This window comes from Metabacillus litoralis (assembly GCF_020524045.1).
In the GTDB taxonomy this organism is placed as follows: Bacteria; Bacillota; Bacilli; order Bacillales; family Bacillaceae; genus Metabacillus; species Metabacillus litoralis_C.
This window is the reverse complement of the sequence record NZ_JAIVKL010000003.1, coordinates 194,264-211,042: the sequence shown is the minus strand read 5'-3', so window position 1 is coordinate 211,042 and position 16,779 is coordinate 194,264. Positions and strand designations below refer to the sequence as shown.

The window sequence follows — 16,779 nt, the reverse complement described above, 5'->3', positions numbered from 1 at the left end:
ATAAATAAGGGTCATCCCCTCTATTTGTATTAACTAGTGAGCTCATCTCATCACTAATTTAATACGTTATTGAAAAAGAGGGGTGACCCGAATTTTTATTATGGTTGTTTAGCAAGATTTGTTTTTAGATATATACAAGAATTTGGGCTCTCCACACTATGTTATTTCTAATCAACATGAAGAAAACAATCCAAATTAAATTTGTGGCTCATCACTTACAGTAGCCTGAACATCTTTTTTCTTCGTAAGCTGCTTTCCTTTCCATATTAACCAAAGCTGCGCAGCAATAAAGAGAGATGAATAAGTTCCAGAAACTAATCCTACTAATAAAGCAATGGAGAAGTTTGTGATTGATGAACTTCCAAAAATCATTAAGGCGATCACTGCTATAACAACGGTAAGAACTGTATTAATGGATCTTGTAAATGTTTGCTGCAGACTTCTGTTTACAATAAATTGTAAATCTTCAATTGTTTTAACCTTTTTCTTTTTATAAAGTTCTCGAATTCGGTCAAATGTAACAATGGTATCGTTTATTGAATAACCGACGATCGTTAACACAGCTGCAATGAACGTAATGTCAACTTCTAATCGAGTAATGCTGAAGAAAGCAATAATAAAGAATGCATCATGTAACAGTGCTACTATTGATGCTAATGCCATATAAAACTCAAAGCGAATTGATACATAAATAATAATACCGATTGAGGCAATAAGTACTCCTAACATAGCATTTCTAGCAAGTTCTTCTCCAACTGTTGGAGAAACGGTGCTAACATTTGGTTCTGAGCCATATTTTTCTTTAAAGTGATTTTTCACTTCTGCAATTTTTTGTTGATCTAATACGGTTTTAAAACGAGCAACACCAATTTCACTCTCATTTCCAGCAAGAACAACATCATCCACATCTATATCTAGTTTACCCATTTCTGTTTCTACTTCTTCTGCTGTTAGGGTTTTATCTGCAAGAACCTCAATTCGTGTTCCACTTGCAAAATCTATTCCTAAGTTTAATTTGAAAATAAGTAGAATGACGAAACCAGCGATAACTAGAACAGAAGATAACATAAAAAACTTTTTACGGTGTTTTAAGAAATCAACTTTATCAAATTGTGTTGGCGCGATTGTATCATCGTCAGTATCTTCAATACTTAGTATATGCTCTTTTTTGACTCCGAAATAACCTTTCTTTTTATCTAACCAACGACTTTCAACTAATAATGCTAGTAGAATTCTTGTTAAGAAAACAGCCGTTAAAAAGCTAACAACAATACTGATGATTAACATTGTGGCAAATCCTTTAACAGAGCTTGTACCAAAGAAAAATAATACAGCTCCTGCTAACATTGTCGTGATGTTTGCATCAAATATAGTTGCAAATGAACGTCTTGTTCCTGCTTTAAATGCTGAACGAACTGTTCTTCCTAATTTTAATTCTTCTTTAATCCGTTCATATGTAATAATGTTTGCATCTACTGCCATACCAACTCCAAGTATTAATGCGGCAATCCCCGGTAATGTTAATACCCCATTCATCCAGTCAAATACTTGAAGAATAACATAGATGTATGTTGATAAAGTGACAACTGCAATAATACCTGGTAAACGATAGAAGAATAACATAAACAAGAATATAACTGAAATACCAATTATTCCTGCAAGTACTGTCTGATCAAGTGCTTGTTCACCAAATTGTGCACCAATTGAAGTTGAATATAGCTCTTTTAATTTTACAGGAAGTGAACCTGCATTTAATAAATTAGCTAAATCCTGTGCCTCAGCAATCGTGAAATTTCCTGTTATTGTTACATCTGTTTGATTAAAAACTTGATCTACATTTGGTGCAGAAAGATACTTTGGATTCTCTTTCGTCACTTCCTCTTGATAAGAGTCACCTTCTTCATAATCTAACCAAATAACCAGCTGATTATATGGAGTATTACCTACGATTTCTTGTGTAACATCTTTAAATTTGGACGCTTCCTTAAGTTTTATTGCAACATTAGGTGCTCCCTTATCGTCAAATGACTGCTTAGCACCACTTTCAACTAAATCCGAACCATTTAACATTTCTTTATCTTCATAATCACGAAAAGTAAGTTCAGCTTGTGTTGATAAAATTTCTCGTGCTTTATTCTGATCACTTACTCCTGCAAGCTGAACACGAATACGATCTTCACCCTCTATTTGGATATTCGGTTCACTTACTCCAAGAACATTTGCACGTCTTTGTAAAGCATTAACTGTACTAACTAAAACTTCTCTATTTATTTCATCTCCATCATTTGCGGGTAAAACTTCATAAAGTATTTCAAACCCACCTTGTAAATCCAATCCTAAAATGATGTTGTTTGTCACTTTGTTTGTGTTCATACCAATTAAGCTTCCCACAACTAGGACAAGTAGAAAAAACGCAATGATGCGCCCTCGCTTGATCATTATGTATCCTCCTTAAATTGCTAATCAATAGAATAAAAATAAGTCCTTTAAAAAGTCTTTCAAAAACATTCGTGTTCATTGTTATTAAAATTATTGTTCATTTGTAATAATAATCTTTAACTGTTTACTTATGTATTGTTACTCAAATTAATAAAGTCTTACAATTTTAGTAGTTGCAATTTATATGGCTTGAATCTTAAGTTATCTATCAATAGTTAAGAATAAAGCCCTTTTTAAAGGTTATCTCTCCACTAAAAAATTATACGCCTTTATATAGAGTGTAATCAATGCTAAATAAGACCTTTTAACAGATCTTTTCCTTCATCACTATCAAACCAATTTTCTTTTTTAAATGATTCTACTGTTGCGTAATTCATAAAATCGCCTACTTTAAGAGCCAAAACATCTCGTACTACTTCATGAACATATAATTCAGGCGTTTTTCTCCATTTTTTATTTTTTAAAAATGTCCATACTTTTTCTTCTGAAACATCACGATATCCTAATAAAATAAATTCTTCAAGTTTGCTTCTTATTGCAGGCTTAACATGATCTCTAAATTGATCAAATGGTTGCTTGTCCATATAAACCTCTCCTTTTCTTTATTTTCTTATGTAAACAATTTCGTCTTCTTATATATTCTATACAGAACTTGTCATGCTTGGCCTAATCCAATGCATATAGTAATTGTATAGTATTCCACGTTATTTGAGAAGGCAGGGGAAAGGAATGTCAAAGCAAACGTTTCTAAAAGGAACGCTTATTTTAATATTAGCAGGATTTATTACACGTGTCTTAGGTTTTATCAATCGAATTGTTGTCGCAAGGTTTATCGGTGAAGAAGGAGTAGGCTTATATATGATGGCTGTTCCTACACTCGTTTTAGCTATTACAATTACACAGCTTGGATTACCTGTTGCAATATCAAAATTAGTTGCTGAAGCTGAAGCTCAGGGAGATCAAAGAAAAATAAAGAAAATTCTTGTTGTTTCTTTATCGATAACTGGTTTGCTCAGTTTAATCTTCACGCCAACAATGATTTTTCTATCACCTCACTTAGCTGAATTGTTTAGAGATGGTCGTACAGTTTGGCCATTATATGCTATTGCACCAGTCGTTCCTATTGTTGCCATCTCCTCAGTCATTCGAGGGTATTTTCAAGGCAAACAAAACATGCGACCGGCTGCCATCTCTCAAGTATTAGAGCAGATTGTCAGAATTTCATTGGTAGCCATTTTAACAAGTGCTTTCCTACCATATGGAATTGAATATGCTGCTGCAGGTGCAATGATTTCTGCTGTTATTGGTGAACTCGTTTCACTTATCTATTTAGCTACAATGTTCAAGCTCAAAAAGAAGATGAAAATACGTAGAAATTTCTTAAAATCAGCTAAAAATGGCAAAGACACCTTTCAGCAACTAATGAGTATTGCCTTGCCAACAACAGGTAGTAGATTTATAGGATCGATCGCCTGGTTTTTCGAACCAATTGTTGTTGCAAATAGTTTGGCCATCGCTGGCGTTGCTACAGCAGTCGCCACAAGCCAATATGGTGGTTTAACAGGCTATGCTTTGCCTTTACTTATGTTGCCTTCTTTTATCACTTATTCTCTTTCTACCTCTTTAGTTCCTGCTATAAGTGAAGCCATGGCACAAAATCAACTAAAACTTGTTGAGCATAGGCTTCAGCAGGCAATAAGATTATCAATTGTAAGTGGTGGTCTTTCCTGTGTTGTGTTATATGTTTTTGCTGAACCATTGATGACAGTTATGTATGGTAGCAGCAAATCAGCACTATTTGTTCAAGTAATGGCACCATTTTTTATATTTCATTATTTCCAGGGCCCCCTACAAGCAGTGTTGCAAGCTTTGGATTTAGCAAAAGCTGCTATGATCAATAGCTTAATAGGATCTGCAGTCAAAACTGCATTAATTTTCGTCTTAGCATCAAGACCGTCACTAGGTATAATGGGTGCTGCATTAGCTATAGTGATCGGGATTACTCTTACTACATTATTACATTTTGCCACTGTTATGAAAGTCATTCCTTTCACCATCTATGTGAAGGACTATGTAAAAAGCGGTTTAACAATGATTTTATCTGGTATAGTAGGTTACTTATTCTACGAAAACCTATTACTTAATGCTTCAATGGTCATTCGGTTACTTGCGGCACTATCGATGACGTCGATTATTTATTGTTTGTTGTTATTTATATTAAATTTAGTAGAAAAGGATGAGGTTAAACGAATACCTTATATTGGAGGATTTTTAGTAAAGTTAATACCGGGTAAATAATAAAGGCTCTTTTCTGAAAGATTGTTGCTAAATGATCTTATTATCTGTTAAAAACAGTGTTTAATCGAATAAAAAGTACTTTATCTATTAAGAAAAGATGCCGCTAGTCTATATACAGTGCTGTTTTCTTCAAATTCCTAGAAGCAACTAAGTTTACGAAAACCGTCATAATAAATTTACATATAGATAACATAAAAACGACAGCTTAAATTTGGCTGTCGCTTTTTTTATATAACTTCAAAAGAGTAAATTTGTTGTAAAAGAAGGATTATAAATGTGAAATGACCCTACACGAAATAAAGAGACTGGAACAATAACTTAGTAAATTAACAAAAATTCTGAACCATGTCATAGCTTAGCTGATGAAATATACGTAGACTCCTGCTGTATGCACAGCATCGGCTAGACCCCAAAGTGCTATCACGCGAGAAGGCTTGCTAGCTTCTCGCGGAAACCGTAGTATATTTCAGGAGCGACTTAATACACCTACAACCTTTGTTCATTTCCTATTTTGTTTAAATACTGTTGTCCTATCTCTCTTAACTAATTCTTACTATTTTTTTTCATCCTTCATATCAATAAAAAATATCCCCTTACCAAACGTACACAATGAGATTTCACCGATATCTTTATATCCTAATTTTCGTAGTTGTTGTCTTAACCATAAATTATTTTTATCAATCACTTTTAAATTATCTTCATTTATTTGACCATCAACAATTAGTGGTACCTGTAACTCAGGTTGTTTTTTTTGTTTTTTTTGCTTTTCAATAACTGAAAGCTTCCCTGTTGGCTCTAGGATAGCAAATTCCACGTCAGCAACATTACTTATGTTTTTGTCACGTAATTGTGTCATTAAGTCATCAAAATTATAACGTTGTGTTCTCATAGCATGCTCATCCACTTTTCCACGATTAATAATGATTGTTGGTTTTCCATCTAATAAATGTCTGATTTTTTGGTTTTTTAAAGACAAATATGCGAGTGAAATTTGTATGATCATTAATAAGGTCATTGGTACAACTGTATGGATTAACGGATCTTTTTCATCTTCAATTGCCGTAACAGCCATTTCAGCAATCATAATAAAAACGACTAAGTCCAGTATGCTTAATTCACCTATTTCCCTTTTTCCCATCAGGCGAAAAATAAGAACAATTAAGAAATAAAGAAAAAGTGTCCGAGCCATAATGGTCAAATATACTTCCAAATCATGGCCTCCTTATCTGCATGCAATTCATTATTCCTTAGTTTGAGCGATAAGTTAACTTTTATGTAATCGTATTTAATTTGTAAAGTTCACTAAATATCGAAAATAAATATAAACGGATGAAATACATAGAGAAATAATAACAATCGGGAAACCTACTTTAAAAAATTCAAAAAAGCTTATATGTTCCTTTTCTTTAGCTGCTAAACCTGCGACAACTAAATTGGAGCTAGCTCCTAACAAAGTCCCATTACCTCCCAAGCAGGCACCAAGTGCTAATGACCACCATAAAGGATCTAAATTTGTCATCCCATAATCTTTGAATTCTGTAATAACTGGGATCATTGCCGCCACAAACGGTATATTATCAACAAAACCTGAAAAAACTCCTGTCATCCACAAAATGAGCATTGATGTTTTAGGTAAATCTCCTTCTGTATAAAAAACAAGACCACGTGCTAATTCATCGATTATCCCAACCTCTTCAAGTCCACCTATTAACATAAATAAACCAATAAAGAAAAATAACGTACCCCACTCTACTTGTTTGAAAACTTCTTCAGGCTTATATTCATCTTGTGTTAACAAAAGGAGCAATAACGCACCTGCTAAAGAAACACTCGTTAAATCAACATGAAGAATTGGATTTAATATAAAACCCGAGATTGTCATACATAATACAGCGATTGATTTGGGTAAAGCTGCCGTTACTTTCAAATAGCTCGTTGCTTTGATTGAAGATAATTTGACTTGATCAATATGAGTAACTTGTAGTTTCGGCCAATAAATCAATATTAAATAAACTAACACAATTGCATAGATAACGAAAACAATAGGACTCAAATGCACAAGAAAAGCATTAAACGTTAAATGCTCAACAGCCTGACCTATCATAATATTTGGAGGATCTCCAATTAATGTCGCAGTTCCACCAATATTAGAAGCAATAATAACAGAAATTAAGTATGGCATAGCTGGAATATCTAACATTCTTACAATTGTCAGGATAATTGGAACAAGTAACAACACCATTGTTACATTGGCTAAAAATGCCGAACCGATTGCTGTTAGGGTAGATATAACAATGAGCAGTGGTATCGGCCTCCCCCCCACTACTTTTGCCATAACAATTGCAACATATTCAAATACACCTGTTTGACTTGTAATGATCACGATAAGCATCATTGCAAATAACAAAGCTATTGTGTTCCAATCAATATAAGACAAAAATGCTTTGTTCACATCATAAATACCTACTATGAGCATTAATACTCCACCTAATCCAGCCGCTACCGCTCGATCAATCTTTTCTGTCATAATAATGAAATATGTAACGAGAAAGATGATAACTGTTAATATTGTAAGCATCGTTTATCCCCCCTTGAAAAACAACGGCGTTACTGTGAGAAATTATAAAAAACTAAGGCTATTTTCAAAAACTTTGTTGCTTTGACACTCTTAAAGGAAACAGCCCAATGTGAAAATTTAATGGCATCTTTTTTGCTAAAATAGTACCTTTTATGCGATAAAAAGAATGTTTTCAACAGATGATTGTCAATTAGCAACAATCTTTCAGAAAGGCTGTTTTCGCAAACTTTGTTACTTTTCATACCCGAAGCAATCAGCAATGTATTAAGTCTAGTGGCATCTTTTCTTCCTAAAAAAGTACCCTTATAGTGAAAAAACACTGTTTTCACTCCAAATTTTGGTTACATAGCAACAATCGTTCAGAAAAGAGCCTTCAGAAAAGAGCCAAAACCAAAACCAAAACCAAAATCAGAATAGATATCTATATACTTCAACTTTCAAAATAACCTATTAATTTTTCACTTTTTTTAAATAGATGTATATTCATTGATATAGATTGGTACATGTCCTCTTTACCATCATATGATGCAAGTCCACCAAAATATTTATAGTCTTTTTTTTTCTTCTATGAATATTCTGTAATAAGACGAGCTGCAACAAGCTTTAGTACTAATTTTATTTTTAGGGGGGAATCATAGATGGAAACAAAAAAATGGGGTAAAGCAATTTTATATGGCTTAATGACAATATTTATAATGGCTTTAGTAACAAGTTTAATTTTTTCACTACTTTTAAAATTCACCAATCTAACAGAATCATCAATTACATGGGTACTTTTAGGAATTTCCGTTTTAACATTATTTATCGGTGGTTTTGTTGCTGGAGGTAACGGAAAGGAAAAGGGCTGGTTAGTGGGAGGAATAACTGCCCTACTTTATTCAATAATTATACTTCTTTTTAAATTTTTAGGTCACGGACAAATTTTCACAAGTGTAGAGCTTATGTACCATGGAGGATTTCTCCTAGTGGCTATGTTTGGTGGAGTATTCGGGGTAAACATGGCATCATCAAGGGCCAGTAAATAGAAATGAACATGGGTTTACACAAAGACCATACTAATTTATTAGCAAACAAAAAACAGGGTATCACAACCCTGTTTTTTTGTTTGTATGTAGCTAGTTTATTAGTCTTTTGCTACTTCACGAACTGAACGACGATCAAACGTTAAACGTGTACCGTCACCAACTTTTAAGACAATCTTGTTTTCATCGATTGAATCTAGAATACCGTGAAGTCCGCCAATTGTAATAATCTTATCACCTTTTTGTAGGCTGTTCTGCATTTCACGTACCGCTTTTTGTTGTTTTTGTTGCGGACGAATTAGCAAGAAGTAAAAGATTGCAAACATTAACACTAAAGGTAAAACAGTTGTTAACATATCCATTTTAATATCACCCCTTTCAAGCATATATTAAAAGTTCTTTGCATTCGGTTTATTGAAACCATATTTTTCAAAGAATTCATCGCGGAAATCACCTAAACGATCTTCACGAATAGCTTGTCTAACTTGCTCCATTAAGTTTACCAGAAAATATAGATTATGATAAGATGTTAATCTTAAACCGAATGTTTCTTCACATTTTATTAAGTGTCGAATATATGCTCTTGAATAATTTTTACATGTATAACAATCACAATTCTCATCTAAAGGTCCAAAATCTTTAGCAAATTTTGCATTTTTCACAACAAGACGACCTTCACTTGTCATAAGTGTCCCATTCCTCGCAATACGTGTAGGTAAAACACAATCAAACATATCAATACCACGAATCGCTCCATCAATTAACGAATCAGGAGAACCAACGCCCATTAAATATCGCGGTTTATTATCTGGCATCAGTGGTGTTGTAAAATCTAGCACTCTGTTCATAACATCTTTCGGCTCACCTACTGATAATCCACCTACTGCATAGCCAGGGAAATCTAATGACACTAAATCCCTCGCACTTTGCTTACGTAATTCTTCATATTCTCCACCTTGGATAATACCAAATAAACCTTGATCATTTGGTCTTTGGTGTGCCTCAAGACATCTTTCAGCCCAACGACTTGTACGTTCTACTGACTTTTTCATATAATCATATTCAGCTGGATATGGTGGACATTCGTCAAATGCCATCATGATATCTGATCCCAAATCATTTTGAATATGCATCGCCTTTTCAGGAGAAAGGAAAAGCTTATCACCATTTAAATGATTGCGGAAATGAACTCCTTCTTCTTCAATACGGCGGAAATCACTTAAACTAAATACTTGAAACCCACCAGAGTCCGTTAATATTGAACGATCCCAGTTCATAAACTTATGTAGTCCACCTGCTTCTCTAACAATTTCATTACCAGGACGAAGCCACAGGTGGTATGTATTACTTAAGATAATGCCTGCACCCATTTCCTTTAGATCTTCGGGTGACATTGTTTTAACAGTTGCAAGTGTTCCAACTGGCATAAAAACTGGTGTTTCAAAGCTTCCATGTGGTGTGTGTACTTTTCCAAGTCTTGCACCGGTTTGTTTACATGTTTTAATTAGTTCATAACGAATTGGTGATGTTGACACCTATATTTCCTCCTTAATAGAAAGTGTTTGTATTTCTATATAGAAAATGAACATACACTTTTAAACTTTCTCTACTTTATTCGCCTAAAGAATTAGCATGGCATCTCCAAAGCTAAAAAATCTATATTTTTCTGTAACGGCTGTTTCATATGCATTCATCACATTTTCTCTTGTAGCTAGCGCACTAACTAGCATTATAAGAGAAGATTTAGGAAGGTGAAAATTTGTAATCATTCCATCAATTCCTTTAAACTCATACCCTGGATAAATAAATATGTTTGTCCAACCATTTTCTGAAACAAAATGTCCATTATGTTTAGTTGCAATGGTTTCAAGTGTTCTAGTAGATGTTGTCCCAACAGAAATAATTCGACCACCTTTTGCACGCGTTTCATTTAATAACGAAGCAGTACCTTCTGTTACTTGATAAAATTCCGCATGCATCTCATGATCTTCTACAGTATCTGCACTAACAGGACGAAAAGTGCCTAAACCAACATGTAGTGTAATAAAAGCAACAGAAACACCTTTTGCCTTCAATTGATCTAAAATTTCTTCAGTAAAATGTAAACCAGCTGTTGGAGCAGCTGCTGAACCAATTTCTCGAGAGAAAACAGTTTGATATCTCTCTCGATCATCCAGTTGCTCCTTAATATATGGAGGAAGAGGCATTTCACCAAGTGTTTCAAGTACTTCATAAAAAATACCTTCATAGTTGAACTTTAATAATCGCCCACCATGCTCACTAGAACCTACACAGGTAGCTTTCATTACACCAGAACCAAATGAAATCACTGTTCCTTCCTTCACTCGTTTTGCAGGCTTAACTAGTGTTTCCCATACATTATCTTCTTGTTGCTTTAGTAAAAGAATTTCAATACTGGCACCAGTATCTTCTTTCATACCAAATAATCTCGCTGGCATAACTCTTGTATTATTTAATACAAGACAATCACCATCATTAAAATACTCAACGATTGACTTAAATGATTCGTGCTTGATTTCACCTGTTTCTTTATTTAGAACCATTAATCTAGAAGCATCTCGTTCCTTAAGAGGAACCTGAGCAATTAGTTCTTCTGGAAGATGAAAATCAAATAATTCTACCTTCAACAAACTCACCTTTTTCTATCAATACTTATTACTTAAAACGACCAAAAAATGAAAAAACAATAGATAAGATAATACTAATAACAATACAAGTGACTATTGGAAAAAAGACGGTTGTGTTCCCTTTTTTAAAAATAAGATCACCTGGTAGTTTGCCAATAAATTGCATAAAAAATCCAATGACTAAAAGTAATCCACCTAATATCATAAGGATTTTAGGAAAATCAGTCATGATGTGGTGCCTCCATTTTAAAATGATGATAAACAAGATCCGTTACAATTCTTCCCCTAGGGGTTCGTTGCAGAAAACCTATCTGCAATAAATAAGGCTCATAAACATCCTCAATTGTATGGGACTCTTCTCCTATTGTAGCCGAAATTGTATCAATCCCAACCGGCCCACCACGAAATTTCTCAATTATACCTAATAAAAGCTTATGATCAATGTGATCTAAACCTAATTTATCAACTTGTAATTTTTCCAAGGCATCAATGGCAAGTTCATATGTAATCGTATCTTCACCCATTACTTGCGCAAAATCTCTTACCCTTCTTAATAAACGATTGGCTATTCTAGGTGTTCCTCTTGATCTTCTTGCCATCTCAATGGCACCATCATATTTAATACCAACCTCAAGAATATCAGCTGTTCGCTCAATAATATGAGCTAGTTGATTTTCATTATAATACTCTAATCTGCTTAAAACTCCAAAACGATCACGTAGAGGAGCAGTTAATAATCCTACCCTTGTGGTAGCGCCAATGAGTGTAAATGGAGGAAGATCAAGTCGAACTGATCTTGCCGTTGATCCTTTACCAATCACAATATCCAAACAAAAGTCCTCCATTGCTGGATATAAAACCTCTTCAATCGATCGTTGCAAACGATGAATTTCATCGATAAACAGGACGTCACCAGGCTCAAGTGCAGTCAATATAGCTGCTAAATCACCAGGTCTTTCGATAGCAGGACCAGATGTTGTCCTAATATTCACGCCCATTTCATTTGCAATAATCGTGGCTAACGTAGTTTTACCTAATCCCGGGGGCCCATACAAGAGGACGTGATCTAGTGTCTCGCTTCTCATTTTTGCAGCTTCAATAAATACCTTAAGGTTTTCCTTTGCTTTATCTTGTCCAATATATTGTGATAACGTTTGTGGTCTTAAGCTTTGTTCGATATACGATTCTTGTACATCGGCTTCACCAGATACAAGCCGTTCATCCATATTTATCACCTATTTTAATAGCTTTTGCAAAGCTTTTTTTACATAAAGATCTGTTGTTAAGCTTTCTTCCTGTAACGAAGGAATAATTTTTTTAATTTCACGTTCAGCATAGCCTAATACTTTTAAAGCTTCAACTGCTTCGTTTAGTGCTTGATTTGTTGTGTGTTTTTGCTCTATATCTTCATGTGTAAATAAATCCGGGGAATAGAGTGCCGCAACTTCTCCTAATTTACCTTTTAAGTCTAAAATGATTTGGCGTGCAGTTTTCTTACCAACACCAGGAAATTTCACTAAGAACGTATCGTTCTCATTTTCAATAGCTTCAATCACCTGTGATGGGTTACCAGATGCAAGGATAGCAAGTGCACCCTTTGGACCAATACCCGTCACATTTAATAATTTCATGAATAGAGCTTTTTCCTCTCTAGATGGAAAGCCATATAAAGCAATTAAATCTTCACGAACATGCTGATATGTATAAATAATCATTTCTTCCTTATTATTCTTCTTATAACTAAAAGGATTCGGTGTATGAACTTGATACCCTATTCCTCCATGATCGATCACAATGTACTCAGGTGTTACATTGTCCACATATCCTTTAATAAATTCAATCATTTCTTTCACCTCTTATTGACTGTATCTCATTGTATCAAAAAAAAAGCCTAATCAGAAGAATAATTCAATACAGCAAACAAAATACGTACAATTGTTCCCTTCTATTTTACCATGATAAGCAGGAATTTGGTGAATTTATAAGGTATTTTCGAAAACTTTAATGCATCTTTAGTGTTAGAAACGAAAGCAGCATGGTATTCAATAAAATGAGTTTGATCCTGCTACTTAGAATAACTTTTAACAGGTAATTAGGTCAATTAGCAACGATTCTTCAGATAAAACAATTCAAAATACGATACAAATTCAAGGAAATGAAAAAAAAGCACCAAAATGAACAAACTGAAGGTAATGTAAACGTCAACATTTAGATGTTGATTCGGGGCCTAAAAGGATTTTCAAAATTTATCAGCGATTTTCTGAATTTATCGGCGATTTTCGCAATTTATCAGCGATTCTCAGAATTTATCAACGATTCTCGCGATTTATCGACGATTAGACATTTTTCGACAAAACCCCCTCCAATTCCAATCTTTTCTCACTCAAAAGAATGCATCATTCAAACTAAAAGAACCTCCATATAACCCAGATCATAAAAAAAAGCTAACCCGAAAAATTCTAAGTTAGCAACAGACTTTCTATTTCTTCTCAGCTTTTGAATAAGTCTCATACATTTTTATCACTTCTAAATATTGGTCTTTTGTTTGAATTCTAATACCTTGAATTAATTCGTCATGCTTGTGACTTTCAAGCTTATCCATATCAATTTGAAAAAACGATTGAATAACTTCATTTGTTTCTGGTTTTCCATTAAAAATAGATAATGTCCCATCGCCCGCTAGACCAAAATATCCATTAGTCTTTAACAAAGGTGAAATATCATCAATTTTCTTTTCAAAAATAATTCTTTCTTCATTTTGGTCAACAAGCTGCCAGCTTTCATACGTTGCCCAGAAATCTTCCATCGATAAAATGGTTTCCTTAGTTATTTCTTCACTTACTTCTCCATCTAAATATTTCCGCTGTAAGATTACTTCTACCATTAATGGGTCTATTTCACTGTGTTCCTCTGCCTTTATATACTGATGATTACCGTTTGTTAATACGATACTCAAAATAAAAACAAGAAAACAACAAACGGTAATGATGCGACCACGATGAAACTTACTCACCAATCTCACCTCGTTCATGTAAATTCATAAAACAATATTAATGATTACAATAATCAATTCCTCAATCTCAGTTATTATTGTCACCATTTATAGAAGTTTTATCCAAAAAAATAACATAAAAAAAAGGAGGAAATTTCCCCCTTTTTAAATATGACTCATTATTTAACGATCTCCATTAAAAGGACGTTGAATGGCATCACCTAAATCATCCATTAATTCGGTTACATTTGTGTCAATGGTCTTTCGATCTGCACCGCTTCGAATATCATTATCAATATTACGAACACGAGTGACGGTTCCTTCATCAGTAACAACTTGAACATTTCTTCCTTTAGTCATTTTACGTATCTCACTTGTAATTTGATTTTTCATATCCTTATCATTTCTGTCGTGTGTGTCTACGGCTACTAACACATTGTCATCTGTTACGAGGACACGAGCGTCATCTACATTATCCATTTTCTCAACGGCATTCTTCACTTTATCGGAAATCGCTCCGTCTCCTCGGTTATAATAGCCAACTTCATTTAAGTGACCATGATAATTAGCATCTCCATGACTATAACGATTATCTCTTACAAGACCACTGTCACGACCACCTAATGGTAATGTAGGGTTAGGCATGTTCGTGTTAGTACGATTATTTACACGTTGAAAATAATTATTATCTTTGTTATTCATACCATCCATCATCTCTGTGATTGGACCTTCATTATCAACTTCAGTATTTTCATTTGAATAGTATCCGATTGGTCTAGCATTGTTATTATTTCCTGTATCTAAGGCACCTTCATTTCCATTACACCCTGTTAAACCTGTTGTTAAAAGAGCAATTGCCGTAAATGTAGAAGCCTTTTTTACGTTTATCAAAACAAAACCTCCCTAGATCCATTCAAATTAAGCAATCATAAATTGCTCATTAATTATGATGTGCGCTTAATAGGAAGTTCAGTCTGTTACATTACGGCAACTTGATAAAATAATGGAGGAAACATTAATGGGTTTTTAAACCTTCTTCAATTTGATCGAAAACAACATTCCTAAAATTATTCACCTTTGTTTTTCTGTACACAAAAAAGCAGAAGCGATATAACATCACTTCTGCTTTTTAAGAATGAATTTTTAATCTTCCTCTTCTTCACGATCATAATTTGGCATGCCAAACATTTGAGCTCCTGGATCAGGTTGGCCTTGCAGAGGTGGGTATGGTGTTTGATTATAGCCATAAGGATTATATCCATATGGTGCATAACCTTGTTGTGCCATATATGGCTGTTGCATTTGTTGCATTGGATATCCACCATATTGCTGTGCCATTGGATAGCCTTGTTGGGATGGATTTGCATATTGTGGAGATGGTCCTCCACAGCCACAATCATCCTGATCATATGCAGGTGACACTGCTTGAGGATATGGTGGCATATTTGCATGATCTCCATAATCGCCATCTGGAGCTTCTCCGTAAGCACCCATCACTTGATTTGGATAACCAAGTCCTGTTCCTGGCATTACCGGTGATACTGGTACACCTGCATACGGATTAACAGGGAATCCATAACCTGGACCATATTGTGCTGGAGCTACTTGTTGTTGATAAGGCATATGATGTTGATTTGGAGCATTTTCATAATCATAGTCATCATCATCATCATAGTCTTCTGGACTAACCGCTGTTGGATAAGGCTGATTTGGCATCATAGCAGGGCCAGGGCCATAAGGCATTTGTTGCATTGGATAATATGGTGGGCAAAGTCCTGATCCTGGTAATACTGGTGAAACTGGTACCATGTATTGTGGAGCGACATATTGTGGTTGTGGTTGATACATTGCCGGTTGATTATATGCAGGCATCTGCATATTAGGCATGTTTGGTACATTCGGCATGTTGGCCATATCTTTTAAATCCTCCTTATGTTGTTCTTCTTGTGGTAGGTAATATGGCTCTGCATTATTCTTTTCCTCATGCTTTTCTTCATCAAATTTTGTTATGTCTGGTAGTACGTTTGCTGGCTTTGGTGGTAACTGTGGATTCGGCATTTGCGGCATCATTGCCATATTCACCGTATAATAATTATTCGCTTCGAGCCCAGTATATACCGGATGTTTGGCATTAGGTACAGGCGGTATATAAGGCTTTGACGGTTTTTCTGTAATAGGCTCTTTTGGCACTGTGTCTTCAACATCAACAACAGCTTTTGGTTTTTCTTTAGCAAAAGGGTGCTCAGCTAAAGGCATTTCTTTCTTTATTGGTGCTTCCTTTTGAATTGGAGCTTCTTTTTTGACAGCTACATTTCCAGAAGGAACTTTGATCTTCATACCAGGCATAATTAAATCAGGATTACTTAATTGTGTATTCATGCTTTTTACTTCTTCAAAACTTACTCCATATTTTTTTGCAATTTTCCATAGCGTATCGCCTTTTTGTACAATATGAATTTTCAATGCTTTCCCTCCTAAGCATAAAAAGGTATCTGATGGATAATGAATCATAATGGTTATTGAATGAACAACCACTAACTTTTAGCACAATATGAACAATAAGCATAATGCCATTAATCTTCATAACAAGTTATGAGAAGAAATCTTTAAATATGATAAAAATCAAGATAAAATAATCGATAACCTCTCAAATAGCTATAATAATACCTATGTTTGGTTCATCGAAATTATTAAAGAATATGTTCTATTCCTTTTTAAAATCTTCATTTTGCACCTGTGATAGGCAAAAAAAAAAGCCCCGACCATGCATATTGGAGAATAGCATGATTCGAAGACTTTTAG

Annotated in this window: 15 protein-coding genes; 2 read left to right on the top strand and 13 right to left on the bottom strand. The window is 34.4% G+C overall.

Translation table 11 applies throughout. The annotated features are described in order from the left end of the window. Nucleotides 1-195 precede the first annotated feature (195 nt). Both secDF and LC076_RS07165 read right to left on the bottom strand, forming a co-directional pair. On the bottom strand, nt 196-2,436 hold the full coding sequence (gene secDF, locus LC076_RS07170) for a protein translocase subunit SecDF (RefSeq protein ID WP_226667424.1): 2,241 nt from the start codon (nt 2,434-2,436) through the stop codon (nt 196-198). 293 nt (nt 2,437-2,729) lie between these two features. Further along, nucleotides 2,730-3,023, bottom strand: coding sequence for a post-transcriptional regulator (locus LC076_RS07165; protein ID WP_226667239.1), 294 nt, complete (start codon nt 3,021-3,023; stop codon nt 2,730-2,732). Between the two features lie 145 nt (nt 3,024-3,168). Between LC076_RS07165 and spoVB the strand changes: the two genes are divergently transcribed. Next, entirely contained in the window at nt 3,169-4,737 is a 1,569-nt protein-coding gene (gene spoVB, locus LC076_RS07160; protein ID WP_226667238.1) for a stage V sporulation protein B, read from the top strand. Nucleotides 4,738-5,290: 553 nt separating this feature from the next. On the opposite strand, the gene LC076_RS07155 is transcribed toward spoVB, so the two are convergent. Next, nucleotides 5,291-5,947 (bottom strand): DUF421 domain-containing protein, encoded by a 657-nt coding sequence (locus tag LC076_RS07155; protein ID WP_413465957.1) that lies wholly within the window; start codon nt 5,945-5,947, stop codon nt 5,291-5,293. Between the two features lie 75 nt (nt 5,948-6,022). Then, the gene (locus tag LC076_RS07150; RefSeq protein WP_226667237.1) at nt 6,023-7,315 is read right to left on the bottom strand and encodes an ArsB/NhaD family transporter; all 1,293 of its coding nucleotides are present in this window, start codon (nt 7,313-7,315) and stop codon (nt 6,023-6,025) included. Between the two features lie 638 nt (nt 7,316-7,953). On the opposite strand from LC076_RS07150, the gene LC076_RS07145 reads away from it, so the two are divergent. After that, a complete protein-coding gene (locus LC076_RS07145; RefSeq protein ID WP_226667236.1) occupies nt 7,954-8,340 on the top strand; it encodes a TIGR04086 family membrane protein in 387 nt (128 codons plus the stop codon). 98 nt (nt 8,341-8,438) lie between these two features. Here the strand turns inward: LC076_RS07145 and yajC are convergent, their stop codons facing one another. The 9 genes from yajC to safA form a co-directional block, all read right to left on the bottom strand. Then, entirely contained in the window at nt 8,439-8,699 is a 261-nt protein-coding gene (yajC, locus tag LC076_RS07140; RefSeq protein WP_204955484.1) for a preprotein translocase subunit YajC, read from the bottom strand. 27 nt (nt 8,700-8,726) lie between these two features. Continuing rightward, nucleotides 8,727-9,872, bottom strand: a complete 1,146-nt coding sequence (gene tgt / locus LC076_RS07135) for a tRNA guanosine(34) transglycosylase Tgt (RefSeq protein WP_226667234.1) — start codon at nt 9,870-9,872, stop codon at nt 8,727-8,729. Nucleotides 9,873-9,956: 84 nt separating this feature from the next. Then, entirely contained in the window at nt 9,957-10,985 is a 1,029-nt protein-coding gene (gene queA / locus LC076_RS07130) for a tRNA preQ1(34) S-adenosylmethionine ribosyltransferase-isomerase QueA (protein WP_226667233.1), read from the bottom strand. 28 nt (nt 10,986-11,013) lie between these two features. Beyond that, complete coding sequence (locus LC076_RS07125; protein ID WP_226667232.1) at nt 11,014-11,214, bottom strand: DUF2905 family protein; 201 nt, start codon at nt 11,212-11,214, stop codon at nt 11,014-11,016. Beyond that, nucleotides 11,207-12,211, bottom strand: coding sequence for a Holliday junction branch migration DNA helicase RuvB (ruvB, locus tag LC076_RS07120; RefSeq protein ID WP_226667230.1), 1,005 nt, complete (start codon nt 12,209-12,211; stop codon nt 11,207-11,209). The genes LC076_RS07125 and ruvB overlap by 8 nt, the downstream gene beginning before the upstream one ends. Before the next feature lie 9 nt (nt 12,212-12,220). Further along, entirely contained in the window at nt 12,221-12,829 is a 609-nt protein-coding gene (ruvA, locus tag LC076_RS07115) for a Holliday junction branch migration protein RuvA (protein WP_226667229.1), read from the bottom strand. Between the two features lie 635 nt (nt 12,830-13,464). Continuing rightward, nucleotides 13,465-13,998: an intercompartmental signaling factor BofC gene (locus tag LC076_RS07110; RefSeq protein ID WP_319005490.1), complete on the bottom strand. Its 534-nt coding sequence runs from the start codon at nt 13,996-13,998 to the stop codon at nt 13,465-13,467. Between the two features lie 162 nt (nt 13,999-14,160). Then, a complete protein-coding gene (locus tag LC076_RS07105; RefSeq protein ID WP_226667228.1) occupies nt 14,161-14,868 on the bottom strand; it encodes a YhcN/YlaJ family sporulation lipoprotein in 708 nt (235 codons plus the stop codon). A gap of 252 nt (nt 14,869-15,120) precedes the next feature. Then, a complete protein-coding gene (gene safA / locus LC076_RS24340; protein WP_319005489.1) occupies nt 15,121-16,440 on the bottom strand; it encodes a SafA/ExsA family spore coat assembly protein in 1,320 nt (439 codons plus the stop codon). Nucleotides 16,441-16,779 lie beyond the last annotated feature (339 nt).